This window comes from Falsiroseomonas sp. CW058, from assembly GCF_050563535.1.
Taxonomy (GTDB): Bacteria; Pseudomonadota; Alphaproteobacteria; order Acetobacterales; family Acetobacteraceae; genus Falsiroseomonas.
The window spans coordinates 21535-43573 of record NZ_JBNXUO010000007.1 but is presented as its reverse complement, the minus strand read 5'-3'; the positions used below and the strand labels follow the sequence as shown (position 1 = coordinate 43573).

Sequence of the window (22039 nt, the reverse complement as noted above, 5' to 3'; positions counted from 1 at the left end):
TCAGTTCTGCTGCGTGGCCGGCGGCTGGGCCGGGGCCTGCGCCGGGGGCGGGCCGCGACGCTCGCCGCCCTGGCCGTAGCCCCCCGGACCGTAGCCCTGGCCGCCATGGTGGCGGCCGTGATGGCTGCCGCCGCGGCGCGTCACCACCTCGTCGCGCGACAGGGCGCCGTCGGCATTGGTGTCCCGCGCGCGGAACATCGCCTCGGCGAAGGGGCGGATCTCCTCGAGCGTGACGCGCCCGTCGGAGTTGGCGTCGAGCGCGCGGAACATGCCCTGGCCGCGCTGCTCGGCGCGTTCGCGCATCTCGGCCGGCGGCTGGCGGTTGCCCATGCGGGACTGCGCGTGGGCGCGGAATTCCTCGACCGTCACGCCGCCGTCGCGGTTCGCGTCCACCTCGGCGAAGCGCGCCTGCAGCCAGGCCCAGCCCTCGTCGCGGCTCACGCGGCCGTCATTGTTGGCATCGGCGCGGGCGAAGGCCTCGCCCATGGCGAAGCCGGGGGCGCCGCGACCGGGGCCGCCCGGGCCGCCGCCGGGGCCCGGCTGGGCGAAGGCGGGAGCGATGGCGAGCGCCGCGGCGGTGACAGCGGCGCCTGCGAGCAGGGCGATCCTCGTCGTCTTCATCGTCTGGTCTCCTTGCACCGGCAGGGGCCGGCGACACGATGAAGATGAAGCGCGCATGCAACGCGCGCGTTTCGGAGGCGGTGTCGGGCGGTGATGAAAGGTAACAGCCGCGTTGCTCAGCCCCGCGGCGGCGTCCCGCCCTCGCCCAGGTCCCACCACATCCCGGCGAAGGCGGCGATGCCCTCCCGCGCCGCGGGGATCAGCAGGTGTTCGTCCGGGCCGTGCTGCTTGCAGCCGTTGTAGCTGTGCGGCACCCAGACCAGCGGCACGCCGAGATGGTCCACGAAGACATCCCCCGGCAGGCCGCCCGAGCTGTTCGGGATGACCTGCACCCGCTTGCCGAGGCTGCGTTCCATCGACGCCTGCGCCCAGCGCACCCAGGGGTGGTCGGGCGCGGTGCGGCTGGCCGGCATGCGGATGCGCGCATTCTCGATCGCGACGGCCTGCAACCCGTGGCGATCCAGATGGGCGCGCAGCGCGGCCTCGAACCCCGTCGCGTCGGCATCGACGGTGTAGCGGATCTGGCAATGCGCGCGCGCATCCGGCGCCACCGCGTTCACCGGGTTCTCCGGCCGGCCGGACACCATGGCCAGCACGATGAAACTGCACCAGCCATAGATCTTCTCGGCCGCCGTCAGGCCGGGCTCGCCCCAGGCCGCGTCGATCGTGGCCGCGCCTTCGCCGCCGCCGACCGGGCAGCCGGCCAGCACGGAGCGCACCTCCTCGGGCACGCCGCCGGGCGGCAGCCAGTCCCGCACCAGGATCTTGCCGTCGCGGTCCATGATGGTGGAAATGGCATGCGCCACCAGCACCGCCGGGTCCGTCGTCAGCCCGCCCCAGTGGCCGGAATGCACCCCGCCTTCGCGCAGGCGCACCGCCAGGTCGAAGTGGAAGGTGCCGCGCGTGCCGGTCGCGATGGTGGGCAGCCCCGGTTCCACCCGCGGCCCGTCGGACGCGATCAGCGCATCCGCCGCCAGTTCCGCGGCATGCGCCGCCACGAAGTCCTTCAGGCCGAGCGAGCCGCGTTCCTCCGCCATCTCCAGCACGAGCTTGACGTTGAAGCCGAGCCGGCCGCCGCGCTCCGCGATCACCGCCTCCAGCGCCGCCAGGTTGATGGCGTGCTGACCCTTGTTGTCGGCGGTGCCGCGGCCGTACCAGCGGTCGCCCTCGCGCGTCACCGCCCAGGGCGCGAGGCCGGCGCGCCACTGGTCGTCGAGGCCGCGCACCGTGTCGCCGTGGCCGTAGAGCAGGACCGTCGGGCGCGCCGGGTCCTCCACGCGCATCCCGGTCAGGATGGGGCCGAAGCCGGCCAGCGGGTTCGGATGGATCGCCACCTCGAAGCCCAGCCGCTCCAGCCAGGGGCGCATCTCGGCGTCGAGATAGCGGGCGAGCGCCGGCGCGGCAGCTTCCTCCTGCGAGGTGGAGGGCGTGGCGACGAGCCGTCCGAGCAGATCCTCGAACCCGCCATCGTCGAAGAAGCCCAGGGCCCGGCCGATGGCGCCTTCGCGCGTACCCATTCACTCACCCCGTCGCGGTTGACGATCAGGGCCGGGACCATGCGCCGGATGGAGGCACAGGTCCAGGGCGGGCCGGCCGGCTACCGCCCCAGCATGCCGCGCGCCACGATCAGGCGCATGATCTCGTTGGTGCCTTCCAGGATGCGGTGGACGCGGAGGTCGCGGACGATCTTCTCCACCCCGTATTCCGCCAGGTAGCCGTAGCCGCCGAGCAGCTGCAGCGCCTCGTCCGCCACCTTGAAGCCGGTGTCGGTGGCCAGGCGCTTGGCCATGGCGCAGAAGGCCGTCGCGTCCGGCGCCCCGGCATCCAGCTTCGCGCAGGCGCGCCACAGCAGCGTGCGCGCGGCTTCCAGCTCCGTCGCCATGTCGGCCAGGCGGAACTGGGTGGCCTGGAAGCGCGCGACCTCCTGCCCGAAGGCGCGCCGTTCCTGCACATAGGCCAGCGCGATCTCCAGCGCGCGCTGCGCGCCGCCGAGCGAGCAGGCGCCGATGTTGAGCCGCCCGCCATCCAGCCCCGCCATCGCGAAGCGGAAGCCCTGCCCCTCCTCGCCCAGCAGCGCCGCCGCCGGCACGCGCGCGTCCTCGAAGACCACCTGGCGCGTGGGCTGCGCGTTCCAGCCCATCTTCCGCTCATTGGCGCCGAAGGACAGGCCGGGCGTGTCCTTGGGCACCAGCAGCGCGGAGACGCCGCCCGCCCCCGCCCCGCCGGTGCGGACCATCGTGAGGTAGAGGTCGGAGACACCCGCGCCGCTGATGAACTGCTTCGTGCCGTTCAGCACGTAGCCCTCGTTGTCCCGCACCGCGCGCGTGGCCAGCGCGGCGGCATCGCTGCCCGCCCCCGGCTCGGTCAGCGCGTAGCTCGCGATCCGGTCCATGCCGACGAGCTGCGGCAGCCATTCCGCGCGCTGCGCGTCGCTGCCGAAGCGGTCGATCATCCAGGCGACCATGTTGTGGATGGACAGGAAGGCGGACACCGTCGGGCAGCCCGTCGCCAGCGCCTCGAACACCACCGCGGCGTCGAGCCGGGTGAGCCCCGCGCCACCCGACCCCTCCCGCACGTAGAGCGCGGCCATGCCGAGCGACGCGGCCTCGCGCATCACGTCCACCGGGAAGTGGCGGTCCCGGTCCCAGTCCAGCGCATGCGGCGCCAGGCGGTCCCGCGCGAAGGCCAGGGCGGTCTCGCGCAGGTCGCGCGTCGCGTCCGGCAGGTCGAAGATGGCGGCGTCGTCGAGCGGCATGGGTCGTTTCCTCGGGGCGGGAGGCGTCCCTCCGCGCCGACTATAGCCGTGCCTCGACCTCCCGCCACCGCGCGCGCGTGGCCGCGAGGTTGCGCGCCTTCACCGGGCCGAAGCCCTTGATGCCGGCCGCGGCCTCCGCCCAGTCGCAGACCGCGCCATGGGTGGCGGGCGACAGGCGCGGCAGGAACCCCTCGATCGCCGCCCGATACTCCTCGACCAGCGCGCGTTCCATCCGCCGCTCCTCCGTGCGCCCGAAGGGATCGAGCGGCGTGAACCGCAGCACCTTGCCGTGGCGCAGCAGCCCCATGGCCCGCAGCATCCAGGGCCCGAAGCGGCGCTTGCGCGGCAGCCCCGTCGCGGGATCGGGGCGCGAGAGGATCGGCGGCGCCAGGTTCATCTCCACCCGCGGCGCGCCGGCGAAGTCGCGGGCAAGCTGGGCGTGCCATTCGGGCGACGCATGCAGCCGCGCCACCTCGTATTCGTCCTTGAAGGCCATCAGCCGGTGCAGCTGCACCGCGACCGCGCGGGACAGCCGCGCCTCGCCCGGCAGGGCCGCATTCTCGGCAGCGCGGACCTTCGCCACGAAGTCCCGGTAGCGCGCCGCATAGCGGGCGTCCTGGTACTGCGTGAGGTCGGCGGCGCAGCGGGCGACGATCTCCTCCACCGTCTCCTCCCGCGGCGGCGGCGGCCGGTCCCCCAGCGCGGCGCGGCGGCCGAGAGCGAAGGCCGCCAGGTTGCGCTCCACCTGCGCGCCGTTCAGCGCGATGGCGCGTTCGATCGCCGCCGCCGTCACCGGCACCAGCCCGCGCTGGAAGGCGAGGCCGAGCAGCCAGATGTTGAGGAAGATGGCATCGCCGAGCGCCGCCACCACCTCGGCCGCGGCGTCGAGCACATGCGCCTCCCGCGTCGCCGCGCGCAGGCTGTCGAGCATCCCGGCCGTGTCGTAGCGCGTGCCCGTGTCCCGCACGAAGGCGGCGGTCGGCGCCATCGCGGCATTGACGATGGCGACGCTGCGCGCGGGCCCCAGCAGCGGCCGCGCCGCGCGGCCATGCGCCACCACCATGTCGGAGGCGATCAGCAGGTCCGCCTGCCCCGCCCCGATGCGGGGCGCGGGGATGCTGTCCTCCCCCGCGCCGGGGCGGCCGATGCGGAGCTGGACATGCACGCCGCCGCCCTTCTGCGCGAAGCCCAGCGTATCGACCGATTTCGACGGCCGGCCATCCAGATGCGCCGCCATCGCGAGGATGGCGCCGAGCGCGGTGACACCCTGCCCGCCGACGCCGGCCACCAGCACGTTCCACGCCACGCCGTCCGGCGGCTCCGGCAGGGCGGGATCGGGCAGCGCGCCGGCCATCGGTGTCGCCGGCTTCGGCTTCGCCGGCTCGGCGCCGACGAGCGTGACGAAGGACGGGCAGAAGCCCTGCACGCAGGACAGGTCCTGGTTGCAGGCGGACTGGTCGATCCGGCGCTTGCGGCCCCAGGGCGTGGCCAGCGGCTCCACCGCGATGCAGTTGGAGGTGCGGGAGCATTCGCCGCAATCCTCGCAGACGCGCGGGTTGATCACCGCCCGGCGTTCCGCCTTCGCCGCCGTGCCGCGCTTGCGCTTGCGGCGGCGTTCCGTCGCGCATTCCTGGTCGTAGACCAGCAAGGACACGCCCGGCACCTCCCGCAGCTCCCGCTGAACCGCGTCGAGCGCGCTGCGGTGGTGGAAGGTGGTGCCGGGCGGGATCATCGGGTCGCCGCGGTGGCGATCCTCGTCGTCGCCCACCACCGCGATTCGCTGCACGCCCTCGGCCCGCGCCTGGGCGGCCGCCTTCGGCACGGTGATGTCGGATTCCACATGCTGCCCGCCGGTCATGGCGACGGCGGAATTCACCAGCACCTTGAAGGTGATGTTCGCCTTCGCCGCCACCGCCGCGCGCAGCGCCAGCGACCCGCTGTGCGCCCAGGTGCCGTCGCCGATATTGGCGAAGATGTGCCGCTCGTCCGTGAAGGGCGCGACGCCGAGCCAGGGCACGCCTTCCCCGCCCATCTGGGTGAAGGGAAGCGAGTCCCGCTCCGGCATCTTGGTGACGAGCCAGTGGCAGCCGATGCCGGCCAATCCGCGCGAGCCCTCGGGCAGGCGCGTCGAGGTGTTGTGGGGGCAGCCGGGGCAGAAGAAGGGATCGCGCGCGGCCAGCGGCTCCGCCGCCGCGCGCTCCAGCGCCTCGATCTCGCGCAGGCGGGCGGCCAGCGCCTCGGTCCGCAGGGCGGCGGGCAGGCGCATCGCCAGCGCGCGGGTGACCTGCGCGGCGTCCAGCTCCGTCAGTTCCGACAGCAGCGGCGCGCCGCGTTCGTCGCGCTTGCCGGTGACGCGCGGGCGGTCGGGAAGCGGGTAGAGCGCGTCCTTCAGCTGCGGCTCCAGGAAGGCGCGCCGGTCCTCGATGACCAGCACCTCCTCCAGCCCCTGGGCGAAGGCGCGCGCGGCCTCGGCATCCAGCGGCCAGGCCAGCCCGACCTTCCAGATCCGCAGCCCGCCCGCCCGCGCCGCCTCGGGCGTGATCCCGGCATCGGCCAGCACCTGGCGCAGCGTGGCGAAGGCCTTGCCGCGCACCACGATGCCGAAGCGGGCGGCCGGGCCGTCCACCACCATGCGGTCGAGCCCGTTGGCGCGCGCGAAGGCGACCGCGGCGGGCAGCTTGAACAGGCGCAGCCGCCTCTCCTGCGCCTGCGCCGTGTCGGGAACGCGCAGGTGCAGCCCGTCAGGCGGCAGGTCCGGGCCCGGCGGGGGCTGCGTGGCGTAGCGCGCGGGGTCCACCCGCAAGGTCGCGCCCGCATCCATCGTCTCGGCCACGCATTTCATGCCGACCCAGGTGCCGGCATGGCGCGACAGCGCGATGCCCTTCAGCCCGAATTCCAGCACCTCCGCGACATCCGCCGGATCCAGCATCGGGATCTCGAGGTCCTGGAAGGTGAACTCGCAGCCCGAGGTGACGGTGGAGGACTTGGCCGCGGGGTCGTCGCCGGACAGTGCCAGCACGCCCCCGCGGGGCGAGGTGCCGGCGGAATTGGCGTGGCGCAGCACGTCGCCGCTGCGGTCCACCCCCGGGCCCTTGCCGTACCACATGCCGAACACGCCTTCATGCCGCGCGCCCGGCGACAGGTGCAGCTGCTGCGTGCCCCAGACCGCGGTGGCGGCCAGGTCCTCGTTCAGGCCGGGGTTGAAGACGATGCCCGCTGCCGCCAGCCGCGCCGCCTGCTTCTCCAGCTCCTTGTCGTAGCCGCCGAGCGGGGAGCCGCGATAGCCGCTGATGTAGCCCGCCGTGTTCCAGCCCCGGGCGGCATCGAGCTGGCGTTGCAGCAGCGGCAGGCGCACCAGCGCCTGGATGCCGGTCAGCACCACCGGCTCCCCCGCCGCGTCCCAACGATCCTCGAGGCTGGCTTCGGGGCGCTGAAGGCTGCCCATGGACGACTCCCGGCTTGCATCCTGACCATGGGAAGGATGCGCCGGTTGCGCAAGCGGGTGCTTCCGTAGTCTGTTGTGCAGCGCCGAAGAAATGGAAAGAGCTTCCGCGATGGACGCGATCGACCGGAAGATCCTGCGCGCACTGGCCCGCGACGGCCGGCTGACCAATGCCGAACTCGCGGAACAGGTCGGCCTCTCGCCCTCCCCCTGCTGGACGCGGGTGCGCCGGCTGGAAGCGGCCGGCATCATCAAGGGCTATGCCGCGCTGCTGGACCAGGCCGCGCTCGGCCTGCCGGACACGGTCTTCATCGAGGTGATGATGGAGCGCCACGACGAGGACAGCCTGCGCCGGTTCGAGGCGACGGTGCTGGCCATCCCCGAGGTGCTGGAATGCCACCTCGTCACCGGCGAATACGACTACGTCATCAAGGCCGCGGTCGGCGGCACGGCGGGGTACGAGCGCCTGCTGCGGGACCGCCTGTACCGCCTGCCGGGCGTGCGGCACACCCGCACCAGCTTCGCGCTGCGCTGCCTCAAGCGGGAATTGTCGCCGGTGCCGGAATGAGGCGGGCGGCGCGCCCCGCGCGCCGCCAGGTCGCCGCGCGTGTCATACCGGCCGGCGTTGAAGGTGATCCGATGGCGGCGGGCGAAGCCCGCCGAGCCGCCGGATGGCGGCCGCCGCATCTGCGGCGAAGCCGGGGGACGCGGATGCGGCCCGCCCGGCGTCTGAGGGGCGTGAATGTGTCAGCATTCACGCCGGCCAGTATCAGTGCTGCGCCGCGTCCTTCTCGTCGAAGTGGCGCTTGATCAGGAAGAAGCCGAACAGCACGCCGAAGGCGAACAGCGCGAAGCCGAAGGCCGTGAAGGGGCCGGTGGTCGCCGCGGCGGCGATGGTCAGGCCGATCAGCGCCATGAGGCCGGAGAGCGCGAGGAAATAGGTCATCTCGTGGGGTCCTTCCGCGGGAGGTCGTCGAACAGGATGCGGGACGCCGCGCCGTCGAGGTCGTCGTACTGGCGGTTGCGCAGCGTCCAGAGGAACAGGGCCAGGCCGAGAAGCCCCAGGAACAGGGCGGCCGGCACCAGGAAGACGAGGATGTTCATGCGGCAGTCTCCTTCCCCGCGCGGAGCGCGTTCAGGATGACGATGATGGAGCTGCTGGCCATCACGACCGACGCGATCAGCGGCGTCACGAAGCCCAGCACCGCCATCGGCACCGCCACCACATTATAGGCCAGGCTGAAGGCGATGTTCTGCAAAGCCAGCCGCTGCGCCCTGCGCGCCACGCGGATCGCGGCCGGCAGGGCCGACAGCCCCTCCCCCCGCAGCACGATGTCGGAGGCGGCCTGCGCCACGTCGGTGCCGTTGGCGGGGCTGACCGAGACATGCGCCAGCGCCAGCGCCGCCGTGTCGTTGATGCCGTCGCCGACCATCAGCGGCCGGGCCCCCGCCTCGCGCAGCGTCTCGATCCGGTGGGCCTTGTCGGCGGGCGTGGCATGGGCCTGCCAGGGGCCGATGCCGGTCGCCGCCGCCGCGGCCTCCACCGCGCCCGGCCCGTCGCCCGACAGGAGCTCGGTCCCGAGGCCGAGCGCATGCAGCTGCGCCACCGCCTCCCCCGCATCTCCGCGCAGGCGGTCGGCGAAGCGGAAGGTCACCGGCTCCTCGCCGGCCACGCAGTGGATCAGCGTCATGCCGGAATGCTCGCGGTCCGGCACGCCGCAGAAGGCGGGGCTGCCCAGGCGCCGGCTGCCGCGCACCAGGCCGCGGCCGGGCACTTCCCGCACGCCGTCCAGCGCCGGGGCGTCCGGACAGGCGCGCACCAGCGCCTGCGCCAGCGGGTGGCGGCTGGCGCGCGCCATGCCGGCCGCGTCCCGCAGCACGGCGGGGTCCACCGCGTCATCGGCCAGCAACTCCGGCCGGCCTTCGGAGATGGTGCCGGTCTTGTCGAGCACGGCATGGTCCGCGGTGGCGAGCCGCTCCAGCGCGGTCGGCGAGGCGACGAGAACGCCGCGGCGGAACAGCGCGCCGACCGCCGCGACCTGCACCGCAGGCACCGCGATGGCGAGCCCGCAGGGGCAGGTGACGATCAGCGCCGCCACCGCCGGCACCAGCGCCGCCTGCCAGGAAACCCCGACGCCGAGCCACCAGCCGAGGAAGGTGGCCGCCGCCACCGCATGCACCACCGGCACGTAGAGCCGCGCCGCCCGGTCGGCAACCGAGACGAAGCGCCCGCGCCCCTGCTCGGCCCTCTCCAGCAGCCGCGCGAGCTGCGCGAGCGAGCCGTCCCGCGCCGCCGCCGTCACCGTCAGGACGAAGGGCTGGCCCATGTTCACCGCGCCCGCCGGCAGCGGCTCGCCCCGCGCCATCTCGCGCGGGAGGGATTCGCCGGTGGTCGCGGAGGTGTCGAGCAGCACCGGCTCCGCCGCCACGCCGTCGAGGCCGAGCCTCTCGCCGGCGGAGACCATCACGAGGTCGCCCGCCCGCACGCTCTCGGCCGGGACCTGGCGGGTGGTGCCGTCCGGCAGGCGCAGCGCCACGCTGCCCTCCTGCAGGGCCAGCAGCTCCGCCACCGCCTGCCGGGCCTTGCGGCGCATCGCGCGGTCCAGCACGCGCCCGGCCAGCAGCAGCGCCAGCAGCGCGGTCGCGCCGTCGAACCAGGTGTAGTCGCCGTTGCGCATCGTCTCGCTGACCGACATCAGCGTGGTCGCGATGACGCCGATCGAGACGGCGAGGTCCATGTTGACCCGCCCCGCCCGGATCGCCTCCCAGGCGGAGCGGTAGAAGGGCATCCCCGCCACCAGCACAGTCGGCAGTCCGATCAGCGCCGCCAGCCAGTGCATCAGGTGCCGCGTGGAGGCGTCCATGTCGCCGCCCACCCAGACCGCGACGGAGACGAGCATGACGTTCATCGACCCGAAGGCCGCGATGCCGAGCGCGCGCACCAGCGCGCGGCCTTCCGCATCCTCCGTCGCGCGGAGGCAGGCCGGCGACCAGGGCGCAACGCGGAAGCCGAGCCGCGCGACGAGCGCCGCCAGGTCCCGCCCGCGGGACGCCTCGCCCCGCCAGGCGATCGACAGGCGGCGGGTGGACAGGCTCGCGCGCGCCTTCACCACGTCCGGCTCGGCCGCCAGCGCCTGTTCCACCAGCCACACGCAGGCGCCGCAGGTGAGGCCGGAGACGATCAGCTCCAGCGTCTGCGTGCCGCCCGGCCCCGCCTGCGCGAGGGCGGCGAAATCGGCCGCGGGCGGCGCCTCCGGCGGGCGCAGCGTGCCGGCCGCCGTCTCGTTCCGGCGATAGAAGCTGTCGAGCCCGAGGCCCCGCACCAGCGCATGCGCGCCGGCGCAGCCGTTGCAGCAGAACTCCCCCTGCCCGGGCGCGAGCCCGCTGCCGCAATGGGCGCAATGCGCGCGCGACAGGCCGGCCTGGCCGGGCGCGAATCCCTCGGGCGTCAGGGGGGCGGCGATGGTCACCTCGCGGCCTCCCGCACGAAGATCCGCTCCCGGATGTCGAAGCGCGCGCCGTCCTGTCCGTGCAGGACCAGGCGGGCCTCCCACTGGCCGGCCATCGGCGGCTGGGCGGCGGCGATGAAGCGGCCCGCGCCGGCGGCGGCGAAGTCCAGCGGCAGCGTCGTGCCGTCGAGCGGGCGCAGCATCACGCCCTCGATCCGGCCCTGGGCGGGAAGGCCCTCGCGGTCGGCGACGGCGACGGACAGCACCGCGCCGTCCAGCGCGACCTGCGCGCGCCAGCCCAGCGCATCCTGCCGCGCGGCCTCGGCGATGACGTTGTTGTAGGTGCGGCCCCGGTCGTAGGACTGGCCGACGGTCACGCCGGTGAAGGTGGACAGCGCGAAATACACCAGCATCACGTTGACCGCGACGACGAGGAGCATGCCGCCGACGAAGGCCCAGGGGATCCACCTGCTGCGGCGCGGATCGTGGTCGGGCGCGGGTCGGCCGGCGCGGAGGACGGTGTCGCTCATGTCATTGCGGCCCCAGGAAGACGCTGCCGTGGCTTTCGACCGTGCGGCCGCGGCCATCCAGCAGGCGGAAGGTGACGGGCGTGCTCTCCCGCGTCGGCTCGCCCGCGGGCAGCGTCAGCAGGGCACGCCACTGGGTGATGCCGTCGGCGCGCGTGGTCACGCGCACGCGGTTCGGGCCGATGGCCTCGGCCTCCTGCACGTTCAGCTGCAGGGGGGCGGGGCTCTCGACGACGAGGGTGAGCTCCGGCGCCTCGCGCAGCTTGTTGGCGATCTTCAGCGTGTAGGCGTTGCGCACGCCGCCGTCGGACAGCGTGACGAACAGGGGCGCGCGGTCCCGGATGACCGACAGCGTCACCGTCTGCCGCAGCATCCAGGCGCCGAGCATGATGGCGACCACCACGGACAGCATGCCGGCATAGAGCAGGGTGCGCGGCCGGATGAGCTTCGGCACCCGCCGCACCTCCATCCCCTTCGCGCAGCGCGCGGGGGAGACGGGCATCGCCCGCGTCGCGGCGGTGGATGCGGCGAGGTTGGTCAGCGTCTCGAAGGCGATCAGGCCGGTGGGGCGGCCGAGCTTCTTCATGATGTCGTCGCAGGCGTCGATGCAGAGCCCGCAGCCGATGCATTCCAGCTGCTGCCCGTCGCGGATGTCGATCCCGGTGGGGCAGACATTCACGCAGGCGCGGCAGTCCACGCAGTCGCCCACGCCCTCGGCCTTGGCCTTGCCGCGCGGCTCGCCGCGCCAGTCGCGGTAGGAGACGACGAGGGAGTTCTCGTCCAGCATCGCCGCCTGGAAGCGCGGCCAGGGGCACATGTAGGTGCAGACCTGCTCCCTCGCCCAGCCGGCGAGGAGGTAGGTGGATGCGGTGAAGAGGCCGAAGAAGAAATAGACGTTGAGGCTCGCCTGCCCGGTCAGCAGGTCGCGCGTGACCGTCGGCGCGTCGTTGAAATACATGATCCAGGCACCGCCGGTGGCGGCCGAGATCAGCAGCCAGGCGCCGTGCGTCAGCACCTTCTTGCGCCACTTCTCGGCGGTCCAGGGCCCCTTGTCGAGGCGCATGCGCTCGTTCCGGTCGCCCTGGATCAGGCGCTCCACCCACATGAACAGGTCGGTCCAGACCGTCTGCGGGCAGGCGAAGCCGCACCAGACGCGGCCGAAGAGCGAGGTGGCGGCGAACAGCGCGAGCGCGCCGAGGATCAGCAGGCCGGTGAGGTAGTAGACCTCCTGCGGCCAGATCTCGAAGAAGAAGAAGTGCAGCCGGCCGGCTTCCATGTCGACGATGACGGCCTGGCCCGGCGCGTTCGGGCCGCGGTCCCACCGCAGCCAGGGCACGAGGTAGTACGCCGCGAGGCAGAGCGCGAGCACCGTCCATTTCGCCCGCCGCACCGCGCCGGAGACCGCCTTCGGATAGACCTTCTGGCGGGTGGCGTAGAGCGGCTGGTCGGGCCCGGGGGCCGCGCCGGTCGGCTTCAGATGGTCCTTGGCCGGGATCGACGTCATGGGGGGATGCTCGTGCCCTGCTCGCGGTCGGTTCGGCTCAGTTCTCGCCGCCGCCCAGCGCGTGGACGTAGACGGTGAGCATGTTGATCGTCGCCTGGTCGAGGCGCGGCCCCCAGGCCGGCATGACGCCGAGCCGCGGGTTGCCGATGAAGCGGACGATCTCCGCCTTCTCCGATCCGTTCAGCCACACGCGGTCGCCGAGGCGAGGGGCGCCGACGTCGCGGTTGCCCTCGCCGCGTTCGCCGTGGCAGCTCGCGCAGTTCTCGGCGAACAGCGCCTCGCCGCGGCCGCGTGCGGCGGCGTCGGTGGAACGGCCGCCGAGGCCGAGGACGTATTCGGTCACGTCCGACACCTGCGCCACGGTCAGCACGCCGTCGGCCACGAAGCGCGGCATGATGCTCGTCCGCTCCTCGTCGCTCTCGCCCGCGCGGATGCCGTGGGTGATGGTGGCGCGGATCGCGTCATGCGTGCCGCCCCAGATCCAGTCGTCGTCCGCCAGGCTCGGGAAGCCGCCCGGCGCGCCCTGCCCGCCCGCGCCGTGGCAGGCGGCGCAGTTGTTGGCGAAGGCGATGCGCCCGCCGGCCATGGCGAAGGCCCGCATCTCCGGGTTGGCCGCGATCTGCTGCGGCGTCGCCTCGCGGATGCGGTTCATCATCGGGGCCATGCGGGCATTCGCCTCGGCCACGTCGCCCACCACCGCCTCGCGCGCGACCCAGCCGGTGGTGCCGGTGGCGCCCTTGAAGGGGAAGGCGGGGTAGAGCACGACCCACACCGCGGCGAAGGCGATGGTCGCGTACATCACATAGAGCCACCACCGCGGGAGAGGCGTGTTCAGCTCCTTCAGCCCGTCCCACTCATGGCCGGTGGTGTCGGTGCCCGTCAGGGCATCCTTCTCGATCTTGGTCGGCATCGGATGCCACTCCTCAGGAGCGCTTGCGGGCGGAGGGGGCGGCGTCCTCGTCGCGGAACGGGATGTCGCCCGCCCGCTCGTAGGTGCCCTTCCGCCGCGGGGCCATCACGTAGAGGATGATCCCGGTGAAGAGGACGAAGAACCAGACCACCCACAGGGTGGAGAACAGCGACTGGAGCGAGGCGAGGGCGTGCATGGCTTCCCCCCTCACTGCTGCCGCAGCTGCTCGGGCGTCACGTCGCGGAACTGCACGAGCGTGCCGAGCATCTGGAGATAGGCCACCAGCGCGTCCATCTCGGTGACCGCGCCGCCCTCGCCATCGAAGGCGGACTGGCGGGCGCGGGCATAGCGGCCCTGGAAGGCGCTGCCGTCGCGGTCCGGCATCGCCTGCGCCTCGAGGTCGGCGCGGGCATTGGCGATCATCTCGTCCGTGTAGGGCACGCCCACCGCGCGCAGCGCGCGCAGGTTGCCCGCGATGCCGGAGTAGTCGAGCGGCCGGTCGAGGAAGGCGTAGGGCGGCATGACGCTTTCCGGCACCACCGCGCGCGGGCTGCGCAGATGCGCCGCCTGCCAGGCGTCCGAATAGCGGCCGCCGACGCGCGCGAGGTCCGGCCCCGTGCGCTTCGAGCCCCACTGGAAGGGATGGTCGTACATGCTCTCCGCGGCCAGGCTGTAGTGGCCGTAGCGCTCCAGCTCGTCGCGGAACGGCCGCACCATCTGGCTGTGGCAGGTGTAGCAGCCCTCGCGGACGTAGATGTCGCGGCCCGCGAGTTCGAGCGGCGTGTAGGGACGGATGCCCTGCACGCGCTCGATCGTGCTGTCCACCGTGAACAGCGGCACGATCTGCGCGAGCCCGCCGATGGAGACCGTGATGAGCGTGAGCACGCCCATCAGGATCAGGTTCTTCTCGATGATGGCGTGGGTGAACCGACGCATGGTGCGGCCTCCCTTATTCGGCCGGTGCCGGGACGGGGGCGCCGATCGGGGCGGGCGCGGGCTGGGCCGCGACCTCCTCGTTCTCGCCGCGGGTCACGGTCATCCAGAGGTTGTAGACCATGATCAGCGCGCCGCTCAGGTAGAGCAGGCCACCGAGGGTGCGGATGACGTAGTAGGGGTGCATCGCGGCGACCGTCTCGATGAACGAGTACTGGAGGAAGCCCAGCTCGTCATAGGCGCGCCACATCAGGCCCTGCAGGATGCCCGACACCCACATCGCGGTGATGTAGAGCACGATGCCCAGCGTCGCGACCCAGAAGTGCCAGGAGCACAGCCGCTCGGAATACAGCGCCTTCTTGCCCCACAGCTTCGGGAACAGCCAGTACAGCGCGCCGAAGGTCACGAAGCCGTTCCAGCCCAGCGCGCCGGAATGCACGTGGCCGATCGTCCAGTCGGTGTAGTGGCTCAGCGCGTTCACCGCCTTGATGGACATCACCGGCCCCTCGAAGGTGGCCATGGCGTAGAAGCCGACTGCGGTGACCGAGAAGCGGAGGCCGGGATTGGTGCGCAGCTTGTCCCACGCGCCCGACAGCGTCATCAGGCCGTTGATCATGCCGCCCCAGGACGGCATCCACAGCATGATCGAGAAGACCATGCCCAGCGTCTGCGCCCAGTCCGGCAGGGCGGTGTAGTGCAGGTGGTGCGGGCCGGCCCAGATGTAGAGGAAGATCAGCGACCAGAAGTGCACGATCGACAGCCGGTAGGAATAGACCGGCCGTTCCGCCTGCTTCGGGATGAAGTAGTACATCATGCCGAGGAAGCCGGCGGTCAGGAAGAAGCCCACCGCGTTGTGGCCGTACCACCACTGGATCATGGCGTCCTGCACGCCCGACGCCGCGCCGTAGCTCTTGCCCGACCAGTCGACGGGCAGCGCCAGGTTGTTGCCGATGTGCAGCATCGCGACCGTGACGATGAAGGCCAGGTAGAACCAGTTCGCCACGTAGATGTGCGGCTCCTCGCGCCGCAGCAGCGTGCCGCCGAAGGCCACCAGGTAGTGGACCCACAGGACCGTCAGGAACAGGTCCACGTACCACTCCGGCTCGGCGTATTCCTTCCCCTGGGTCACGCCCATGACGTAGCCGAGCGCGGCGGTGACGATGAAGAACTGGTAGCCCCAGAACAGGAACCACCCCATCGGCTCGCCGCCGAACAGCCGCGCGCGGCAGGTGCGCTGCACGACGTAGAGGCTGGTGCAGAGCAGCGCGTTGCCGCCGAAGGCGAAGATCACGGCGCTGGTGTGCACCGGGCGGAGCCGCCCGAAGGTGGTCCATTCGAGGTCGAGGTTCAGCAGCGGCCAGGCCAGCTGCGAGGCGATCAGCACGCCCACCAGGAATCCCGCGACGCCCCAGAAGACGGTCGCGATCGCGAAGGCGCGGATCGGCGCCTCCACATAAGGCTCTGACCGCGTGACGCTGGCTGCAGGAGCCAGGTCCGCGGTAGTGCCGACATGAGCCATTGGGTCGGTCTCCCCTGCGCACGCACAGGTCGCGGACCGACCAGGCGTCAGGGGCGCAGAGAACACGGGGCCGGGCCGCGCGTCCTTGATGCGGATCAAGTCCGCGTGCACCGCAGCACGAACGCTCCGGGGGCGGACCGGAACGGCCGCGGCGGCGGTCCGCAGTCGGGTCCAGGGACCCTCCCAACGCGTCAACTTCCTGCCGGACGCCGTCCTGCTGTAGGCTGCGCGCAAGCGGGGAAAGTTCCCCAGGAGGGACCGAGAATGAACATCGACGCGATCCCGGCACCCGCCCCCGCGGCGGTGCGCATCCACCACGTCGCCCCCGACCGCCCCTGGACATGGCTCGCCGCCGGCTGGCGCGACCTGATGGCCGCGCCGCATGTCGGCTTTTTCTACGGCGCGGCGGTCGTCGCGGCGGGCTGGGTGGTGGTGATCATGCTGCTCCAGATGGGCGCCGCCTGGGCCGTGCTGCCGGCGACGGCGGGCTTCTTCCTGATCGCCCCCCTGCTCGGCGCCGGCATCTACGAGACCAGCCGCAGGCGCGAGAGGGGCGAGGACGCCTCCCTGCCGGCGGCCTTCGCCGCGTTCCGCCGCAACGGGCCGCAGCTTGCGCTGATGGGGGCGCTGCTGACCATCATCCACCTGTTCTGGGTGCGGATGGCGGGGCTGCTTTTCGCGGTGTTCTTCGGCCTCGGCTTCAGCCCGGCGATCGAGACGCTGCCGACCGCGCTGCTGCGGTCGGACCACCTGCTGCCCTTCCTGGTCATCGGCACCGGGATCGGCTTCGTGCTCGCCACCGCCGCCTTCGCCGTCTCCGCCGTGTCGATCCCGATGCTGGTGGACCGCGACATCACCGCGATGGAGGCGGTGATGGTGTCGATGAAGGCGACGGCGGAGAACTGGCGCGCCATGGCCTTCTGGGCCGGGCTGATCGTGGTCTTCACCGCGATGGCGCTGGTGCCGTTCTTCCTCGGCCTCGCGCTCGTGCTGCCGCTGGTGGGGCATGCCACCTGGCATGCCTACCGGGACCTGGTGCGGTAGCGTCCGCGCGCCGCGTCAGCCGAACAGCAGGTCGCCCGGGCGGAACGCCACCAGCCCGGGCCGTTCGATCGCCAGACCCATGCCCCCCGGCAGCGGCAGCCAGGCCCCCCAGGCCGCGACCTCCAGCGCCGCATTGACCGCCGCGGCATCCGCATGGCCGGTGCGCGACAGCAGCAGCCGGTCCTCGCCCGGCGCGAAGTCGCGCAGCACGTCCCGCCCCTGCCCCACGCCCACCACGAACAGGTCCGCGCCCGCCCCGCCGAGCAGCGTGTCGTCGCCGCCGCCGCCTTCCAGCGTATCCGCGCCCGCGCCCCCGCGCAGCAGGTTGGGACCGTCGCTGCCGGCGATGCGGTTGGCGCCCGCATTGCCGGTGCCCCAGGCGGTGGCGCCGAGCAGGACCAGCGTCTCCACCTCCGCCGGCAGCGCGTATCCGCCGCCGGGGATCAGAGCCCGCACCGTGTCGGCGCCGCCGCCGGGTTCCTCCAGCACCAGGTCGCGCGGCGAATCGACCAGGTGCAGGTCATCCCCCTCGCCCCCGGACAGCCATGCCGCGGCGCCCCCGTCCCCGGTCGCGTCGAGCGTATCGGCCCCGGCGCCGCCGCGCAGTTCCACCCCGCCCCCGGCACCCGCGCGGAGAAGGTCGTCACCCTCGCCGCCATCCAGCCGGTCCCCTGCACCGCCGAGCAGCGTGTCCGCGCCCGCCCCGCCCAGCAGCAGGTCCTCGCCCGCGCCGCCATCCAGCAGGTCCGCGCCCTCGCCGCTCCAGGCGGTGTCCCGCCCATCCCCGCCCGCCAGGGTGTCGGCCTCCGCGCCCCCGAACAGCAGGTCGTCCCCGGCCTCGCCGGCCAGCCGGTCCGCGCCCCCCCCGCCGGACAGCAGGTCCGCCCCCTCCCCGCCCGCCAGCAGGTCCGCGCCCTCCCCGCCCGAGAGGAGGTCGGATTGCGATGCACCCGCCAGCGTGTCGTCCTCCGCGCCGCCTTCCAGCGTGTCGGCCTCCGCGCCGCCTTCCAGCCGGTCCGCCCCCGCGCCGCCAAGCACCAGGTCCGCCCCCTCGTCGCCCGCCAGCGTGTCCGCGTCCGTTCCCCCCTCCAGCGTGTCGGCGCCTGCCTCGCCCTCGACCAGGTCGGCGCCGGCACCGCCCAGCAGCCGGTCCGCGCCCTCGCCGCCCCGCATGGTGTCGCCGGCAGCGGCGCCGTCGAGCGTGTCGTCCCCGGCGAGGCCCAGCAGCAGGTTGGCGGCGTCGTTGCCGGCCAGCAGGTCGGCCAGCGCGCCGCCGGTGGCGGAGATGGCGCCCGCGCCGTCCCGCAGGCGCAGCCGCTCGAACCCGGCCGGGATGGTGAAGGACAGCGTGACGACGAGTTCGTCGAGGCCCTCCCCCGGCAGTTCCACCACCAGGTCGGCCGCGTCCTCGTGGATGTAGCTGTCGTCGCCGGGGCCGCCGGCCAGCGTGTCCGCGCCGGCGCCGCCTTCCAGCGTGTCAGCGCCGGCGCCGCCCGAAAGCCAGTCCCCGGCGTCGCCGCCCGTCAGCCAGTCGTCGCCGGGGCCGCCATCCAGCAGGTCGGCTTCCGTGCCGCCGTCCAGCGTGTCGGCGCCCGCGGCGCCGCGCAGCGTGTCGGTGCCGCCGGCGCCGAACAGCCGGTCCGTCCCCTCGCCGGCATCGAGGCTGTCGGCGCCGTTGCCGCCATCGAGGAAATCGGCTCCCGCCTCGCCCAGCAGGGTGTCGGCATCGGCGCCGGCGCGGAGGGTGTCGTTGCCCTCCCCGCCCGCCAGCAGGTCGGCGCCGGTGCCGCCGACCAGCAGGTCGCCCTCCGCGCCGCCCCGCAGCAGGTCGGCGCCCGCGCCGCCATCCAGCGCGTCCCCCGCCGCCCCGCCTTCCAGCGTATCGGCCCCGTCGAACCCCTGGAGGAGGTCGGCGCCGCCATGGCCGAGCAGCCAGTCCGCGCCCGCGCCGCCCTGCATGGTGTCGGCCTCCAGCGTGCCGTCCTGCGGCGGCACGTCGCGCGCGGCGGGGGGCAGGACCGCGATGGCGAGCGTGAAGGCGGCCGTGTTGAGGCCGTCCGACACCTCGACCAGCACGTCGCGCTGCGTGCCGGCCAGGGCCAGCAGGTCGACCCCGGGGCGCAGCTTCAGCGTGGCGCCGATGATCTCGAAGAAGGCCGCGTCCGGCCAGGCGACGGCGTAGTCGAGCGGCCCGTCGGTGTCCGGGTCCTCGGCCAGCAGCGTCCCGACGACGCCACCGACGTCGTTCGCAGCCACGCTGCCGCCAAGGGCGAAGCGCAGCGCCTGAGGCGGCGTGTCGTCGATGCCGAGGAGCGCGACCTCGTAGCCGCCGGGCAGGTCCTGCCAGCCCGCCGCGGTGCGGGCCGCCAGGCCGAAGCGGAAGATGGCGGGGCCGAGGCGTTCGGCATCGAAGGCCTCGGCGGGGGTGATGAGGACGATGCCGGCGGACAGGGTGGCGACGAAGCGCGCCGCGTCGGGGCCGGTCAGCGCAACCTCGACCACGCCGGGGGACGGGCGCAGTTCCGCCACCCAGTCGCCCGGCCGCGCATCTTCGAAGATCGTCGCCGGCACGATGCCCGTGACCGATGCCGGCGCGGTGCCGGACATCGGCCGCGTCCCGTCCTGGTGACCGGCCAGGGTTAGGGCAGCGCCGGTTTCCCGCTGGTTACGACAGGGCCGGACAGGCCGTCACAGCGCCAGGTTCCACGCCATGCCCGCCAGCACCACGCCGTTCAGCGCGAAGAGCGCCGCGGCGGCAAGCTGCAACCCCTGCCCCGCGCGGCGCAGGAACAGCCGGCCGAGCAGCGCGACCCCGACCAGCGCCGGGACGGTGCCGACCACGAAGGCGGCCATGGCGATGGCGCCAGCCAGCGCGCTGCCGGTCGCCGCCGCCCCGGCCAGCGCGGCATAGAGCAACCCGCAGGGCAGGGCCGACAGCATCAGGCCGAGCATCACGCCCCGCCCCCCGGTCGGCGAGGCCAGCAGCGGCGCCATCCGCCGCCCAAGCGCCGCGCCTGGTGCCGGAAGCCGGACCGGCATCCGCGGCAGCCATGCCCGCCAGGACGCCGGCAGCCGGGTGGAGGCCTGCACCAGCATCAGCAGCGCCGCCGCGGCCAGCAGCGCCGCCAACAGGAAGCGCATGCCCGACAGTCCCGTCACCAGCCCCGCCGTGCCGCCCGCGAGCGCGCCGAGCAGCGAATAGCCGATCATCCGCCCGGCATGGTACGGCAGCAGCGCCGCGCCCGAGAGCCGCGCCAGCATCCCGCCCCCCGCCGCGTGGTCCGCCAGCGCGCCGGACTGGGCGATGACGAAGGGCGCGCACATCCCGGCGCAATGGGTCAGCCCACCCGCCAGCCCCGCCAGGAACAGGGCAAGCGCCACCGCCGGCAGGCCGCCGGGCCCGATCGCGGTCAGGTCGTGAAGGCAGTTCGCGAGCATCGGAGCCTTCCTACAGGGGAAGGCCAGCGTCGTCCTTGCGGTGCATCAACCGCCGGCACGCCTCGGCGCCGCCCACGGGCCGCACAACCCGCAAAGGTTGTGCGATCACGGAACCGTGAAATTTAGGGTTGACGGGGCGGTCAATGAAACCCTAGGTAGGAATACTGTATACGCTTTGAACGCGGATATGGAGGGGATCGCCCCAAGGGGCACACCGGCAACCGCTGCGATCCGACCCCCGCTCGGACGCGACATCGAGGATCAGGAATGACCCAGGCCGCCAGCACGGGGCTCACCGCCCTGCCCGAGACCCTGCGCGCTTCGTCGGTGCAGGACAGCAACAATTCGGCCGCTGCCGGCCACGCCACGGAAATCGGCCAGGGCGCCGACGAGCTGGTGCTGAAGGTCAGCGGCGAATCCTGGCAGGGCGACGCGCAGTTCACCGTGCATGTGAATGGCGAGCAGGTCGGCGGCGTCCTCACCGCCGTCACGCAGCACGGCGACGGCAGCGACACCGTCACCCTGCGCGGCGACTGGGGCGCCGATGCGAAGGTCAGCGTGGCCTTCTTGAACGACGGCTGGGGCGGCACGGCCGACACCGACCGCAACCTCCACATCGACGCCGCCAGCTACAATGGCGAGGCCATCGCCGGCGCGGCCCGCACGCTCTGGACCGAGGAGAGCGTCACGCTGACCGCCGGCACGCCCCCGGCCGATGGCGGCACGGCCCCGCCGGCGCAGGGCGCCGACGAGCTGGTGCTGAAGGTCAGCGGCGAATCCTGGCAGGGCGACGCGCAGTTCACCGTGCAGGTGAATGGCGAGCAGGTCGGCGGCGTCCTCACCGCCGTCACGCAGCACGGCGACGGCAGCGACACCGTCACCCTGCGCGGCGACTGGGGCGCCGATACGAAGGTCAGCGTGGCCTTCTTGAACGACGGCTGGGGCGGCACGGCCGACACCGACCGCAACCTCCACATCGACAGCGCCAGCTACAACGGCGAGGCCATCGCCGGCGCGGCCCGCACGCTCTGGACCGAGGGGAGCGCTACGCTGACCGCCGGCGCGCCCCCCGCCGACGGCGGCGAAGCGGATGGCGGCGAGGTCGATGCCGGGCAGCCCCCGGGAGATGCGGGCGGCAGCACGGGCGGCGGCACGCCCCCGACCGGCGGCGCGACGCCGGACGGCTACACCCTCGTCCTCGCCGACGACTTCTCGGACGGCTACTCCACCGCCACCTGGGGCAACCCCTACCACGGCAGCGTCTATTGGAACGGCGCCTTCACCTGGAACGCCGACGACGTGGCGGTGCGCGACGGCGAGATGCAGGTGACCATCACGCAGCAGGATGACGGCAACTGGACCGCGGGGGGCTTCAACTCCTTCACCGCCGGGCACACGATCACCTACGGGAAGATCGAGTTCGACGCGAAGGTCCCCGACCACCAGGGCACGATGACCGCCATCCTCACCTGGCCGTCGAGCGACAACTGGCCGCGCGACGGGGAGATCGACATCCTCGAGACCCCGTTCAGCGAGAACATGTTCTCGACCCACTACGAGGGCCCGAACGGGGAGCACTACTTCGACTCCATCCGCTCCTCGACCTACGACGCCTCGGAATGGCACCACTACGAGGTGACCTGGCTGCCGGACAGCCTGACCATCGAGGTGGACGGCCAGGTGATGGCGCACTGGACCGATCCGGCGGAAATCCCGGACGTGCCGCACGGCTTCGGCGCCATGGGCTTCGTCGGCAGCGACGCCGACACCTGGATGGGCGGCGCGCCGGACGGCAGCACGCCGGGGCAGGTGACCATCAGCCTCGACAACGTGCGGATGTACCAGGCCGACGGCATCTTCTGACGCCGAAGGGGGCCGGGCGGCGCGCCGCCCGGCC

General features: G+C 73.2%; 18 protein-coding genes. 3 read left to right on the top strand and 15 right to left on the bottom strand.

The genetic code is table 11. The annotated features are described in order from the left end of the window. The 4 genes from ACK8OX_RS07985 to ACK8OX_RS07970 form a co-directional block, all read right to left on the bottom strand. Entirely contained in the window at positions 1–621 is a 621-nt protein-coding gene (locus ACK8OX_RS07985; protein WP_430663440.1) for an EF-hand domain-containing protein, read from the bottom strand. A 116-nt stretch (positions 622–737) separates the two neighbouring features. Continuing rightward, the gene (locus ACK8OX_RS07980; RefSeq protein WP_430663439.1) at positions 738–2138 is read right to left on the bottom strand and encodes a M20/M25/M40 family metallo-hydrolase; all 1401 of its coding nucleotides are present in this window, start codon (positions 2136–2138) and stop codon (positions 738–740) included. Positions 2139–2218: 80 nt separating this feature from the next. Continuing rightward, complete coding sequence (locus tag ACK8OX_RS07975; RefSeq protein WP_430663438.1) at positions 2219–3376, bottom strand: acyl-CoA dehydrogenase family protein; 1158 nt, start codon at positions 3374–3376, stop codon at positions 2219–2221. 40 nt (positions 3377–3416) lie between these two features. Continuing rightward, a complete protein-coding gene (locus ACK8OX_RS07970; RefSeq protein WP_430663437.1) occupies positions 3417–6821 on the bottom strand; it encodes an indolepyruvate ferredoxin oxidoreductase family protein in 3405 nt (1134 codons plus the stop codon). A 109-nt stretch (positions 6822–6930) separates the two neighbouring features. Here ACK8OX_RS07970 and ACK8OX_RS07965 point away from each other — a divergent pair, with 109 nt between their 5' ends. Then, positions 6931–7386 (top strand): Lrp/AsnC family transcriptional regulator, encoded by a 456-nt coding sequence (locus tag ACK8OX_RS07965; RefSeq protein WP_430663436.1) that lies wholly within the window; start codon positions 6931–6933, stop codon positions 7384–7386. Between the two features lie 201 nt (positions 7387–7587). On the opposite strand, the gene ACK8OX_RS07960 is transcribed toward ACK8OX_RS07965, so the two are convergent. Genes ACK8OX_RS07960 through ccoN form a run of 9 tightly spaced genes read right to left on the bottom strand, consistent with a single transcriptional unit; the run spans position 7588 to position 15594 of the window. Continuing rightward, a complete protein-coding gene (locus ACK8OX_RS07960; RefSeq protein ID WP_430663435.1) occupies positions 7588–7764 on the bottom strand; it encodes a hypothetical protein in 177 nt (58 codons plus the stop codon). Further along, the gene (gene ccoS, locus ACK8OX_RS07955; protein WP_430663434.1) at positions 7761–7922 is read right to left on the bottom strand and encodes a cbb3-type cytochrome oxidase assembly protein CcoS; all 162 of its coding nucleotides are present in this window, start codon (positions 7920–7922) and stop codon (positions 7761–7763) included. The genes ACK8OX_RS07960 and ccoS overlap by 4 nt, the downstream gene beginning before the upstream one ends. Next, positions 7919–10288, bottom strand: a complete 2370-nt coding sequence (locus tag ACK8OX_RS07950) for a heavy metal translocating P-type ATPase (RefSeq protein ID WP_430663433.1) — start codon at positions 10286–10288, stop codon at positions 7919–7921. Before ACK8OX_RS07950 ends, ccoS begins: the two co-directional genes overlap by 4 nt. Beyond that, complete coding sequence (locus ACK8OX_RS07945; protein WP_430663432.1) at positions 10285–10797, bottom strand: FixH family protein; 513 nt, start codon at positions 10795–10797, stop codon at positions 10285–10287. Before ACK8OX_RS07945 ends, ACK8OX_RS07950 begins: the two co-directional genes overlap by 4 nt. Before the next feature lies 1 nt (position 10798). Further along, positions 10799–12298 (bottom strand): cytochrome c oxidase accessory protein CcoG, encoded by a 1500-nt coding sequence (gene ccoG, locus ACK8OX_RS07940; RefSeq protein WP_430663431.1) that lies wholly within the window; start codon positions 12296–12298, stop codon positions 10799–10801. A gap of 37 nt (positions 12299–12335) precedes the next feature. Further along, positions 12336–13208 carry a cytochrome-c oxidase, cbb3-type subunit III gene (gene ccoP, locus ACK8OX_RS07935; RefSeq protein WP_430663430.1) on the bottom strand — a complete coding sequence of 291 codons (873 nt, stop codon included), beginning with the start codon at positions 13206–13208 and terminating at the stop codon, positions 12336–12338. 13 nt (positions 13209–13221) lie between these two features. Next, positions 13222–13404: a cbb3-type cytochrome oxidase subunit 3 gene (locus tag ACK8OX_RS07930; protein ID WP_430663429.1), complete on the bottom strand. Its 183-nt coding sequence runs from the start codon at positions 13402–13404 to the stop codon at positions 13222–13224. A gap of 11 nt (positions 13405–13415) precedes the next feature. After that, the gene (ccoO, locus tag ACK8OX_RS07925) at positions 13416–14144 is read right to left on the bottom strand and encodes a cytochrome-c oxidase, cbb3-type subunit II (protein WP_430663428.1); all 729 of its coding nucleotides are present in this window, start codon (positions 14142–14144) and stop codon (positions 13416–13418) included. Between the two features lie 13 nt (positions 14145–14157). Then, positions 14158–15594, bottom strand: a complete 1437-nt coding sequence (gene ccoN / locus ACK8OX_RS07920; RefSeq protein ID WP_430663427.1) for a cytochrome-c oxidase, cbb3-type subunit I — start codon at positions 15592–15594, stop codon at positions 14158–14160. A 330-nt stretch (positions 15595–15924) separates the two neighbouring features. Here ccoN and ACK8OX_RS07915 point away from each other — a divergent pair, with 330 nt between their 5' ends. Continuing rightward, positions 15925–16704: a DUF2189 domain-containing protein gene (locus ACK8OX_RS07915; RefSeq protein ID WP_430663426.1), complete on the top strand. Its 780-nt coding sequence runs from the start codon at positions 15925–15927 to the stop codon at positions 16702–16704. Between the two features lie 15 nt (positions 16705–16719). Here ACK8OX_RS07915 and ACK8OX_RS07910 read toward each other — a convergent pair whose 3' ends face one another. Both ACK8OX_RS07910 and ACK8OX_RS07905 read right to left on the bottom strand, forming a co-directional pair. After that, on the bottom strand, positions 16720–19311 hold the full coding sequence (locus ACK8OX_RS07910) for a calcium-binding protein (protein WP_430663425.1): 2592 nt from the start codon (positions 19309–19311) through the stop codon (positions 16720–16722). 81 nt (positions 19312–19392) lie between these two features. Then, complete coding sequence (locus ACK8OX_RS07905) at positions 19393–20142, bottom strand: sulfite exporter TauE/SafE family protein (RefSeq protein WP_430663424.1); 750 nt, start codon at positions 20140–20142, stop codon at positions 19393–19395. A gap of 267 nt (positions 20143–20409) precedes the next feature. Here ACK8OX_RS07905 and ACK8OX_RS07900 point away from each other — a divergent pair, with 267 nt between their 5' ends. Next, positions 20410–22005 carry a carbohydrate-binding domain-containing protein gene (locus ACK8OX_RS07900; protein WP_430663423.1) on the top strand — a complete coding sequence of 532 codons (1596 nt, stop codon included), beginning with the start codon at positions 20410–20412 and terminating at the stop codon, positions 22003–22005. Positions 22006–22039 lie beyond the last annotated feature (34 nt).

Bases quoted from the DNA above. Each gene is read 5' to 3' on its own strand.
- ACK8OX_RS07985 (WP_430663440.1), bottom strand. From the start codon at position 621: ATGAAGACGACGAGGATCGCCCTGCTCGCAGGCGCCGCTGTCACCGCC.
- ACK8OX_RS07980 (WP_430663439.1), bottom strand. From the start codon at position 2,138: ATGGGTACGCGCGAAGGCGCCATCGGCCGGGCCCTGGGCTTCTTCGAC.
- ACK8OX_RS07975 (WP_430663438.1), bottom strand. From the start codon at position 3,376: ATGCCGCTCGACGACGCCGCCATCTTCGACCTGCCGGACGCGACGCGC.
- ACK8OX_RS07970 (WP_430663437.1), bottom strand. From the start codon at position 6,821: ATGGGCAGCCTTCAGCGCCCCGAAGCCAGCCTCGAGGATCGTTGGGAC.
- ACK8OX_RS07965 (WP_430663436.1), top strand. From the start codon at position 6,931: ATGGACGCGATCGACCGGAAGATCCTGCGCGCACTGGCCCGCGACGGC.
- ACK8OX_RS07960 (WP_430663435.1), bottom strand. From the start codon at position 7,764: ATGACCTATTTCCTCGCGCTCTCCGGCCTCATGGCGCTGATCGGCCTG.
- ccoS (WP_430663434.1), bottom strand. From the start codon at position 7,922: ATGAACATCCTCGTCTTCCTGGTGCCGGCCGCCCTGTTCCTGGGGCTT.
- ACK8OX_RS07945 (WP_430663432.1), bottom strand. From the start codon at position 10,797: ATGAGCGACACCGTCCTCCGCGCCGGCCGACCCGCGCCCGACCACGAT.
- ccoG (WP_430663431.1), bottom strand. From the start codon at position 12,298: ATGACGTCGATCCCGGCCAAGGACCATCTGAAGCCGACCGGCGCGGCC.
- ccoP (WP_430663430.1), bottom strand. From the start codon at position 13,208: ATGCCGACCAAGATCGAGAAGGATGCCCTGACGGGCACCGACACCACC.
- ACK8OX_RS07930 (WP_430663429.1), bottom strand. From the start codon at position 13,404: ATGCACGCCCTCGCCTCGCTCCAGTCGCTGTTCTCCACCCTGTGGGTG.
- ccoO (WP_430663428.1), bottom strand. From the start codon at position 14,144: ATGCGTCGGTTCACCCACGCCATCATCGAGAAGAACCTGATCCTGATG.
- ACK8OX_RS07915 (WP_430663426.1), top strand. From the start codon at position 15,925: ATGAACATCGACGCGATCCCGGCACCCGCCCCCGCGGCGGTGCGCATC.
- ACK8OX_RS07910 (WP_430663425.1), bottom strand. From the start codon at position 19,311: ATGTCCGGCACCGCGCCGGCATCGGTCACGGGCATCGTGCCGGCGACG.
- ACK8OX_RS07905 (WP_430663424.1), bottom strand. From the start codon at position 20,142: ATGCTCGCGAACTGCCTTCACGACCTGACCGCGATCGGGCCCGGCGGC.
- ACK8OX_RS07900 (WP_430663423.1), top strand. From the start codon at position 20,410: ATGACCCAGGCCGCCAGCACGGGGCTCACCGCCCTGCCCGAGACCCTG.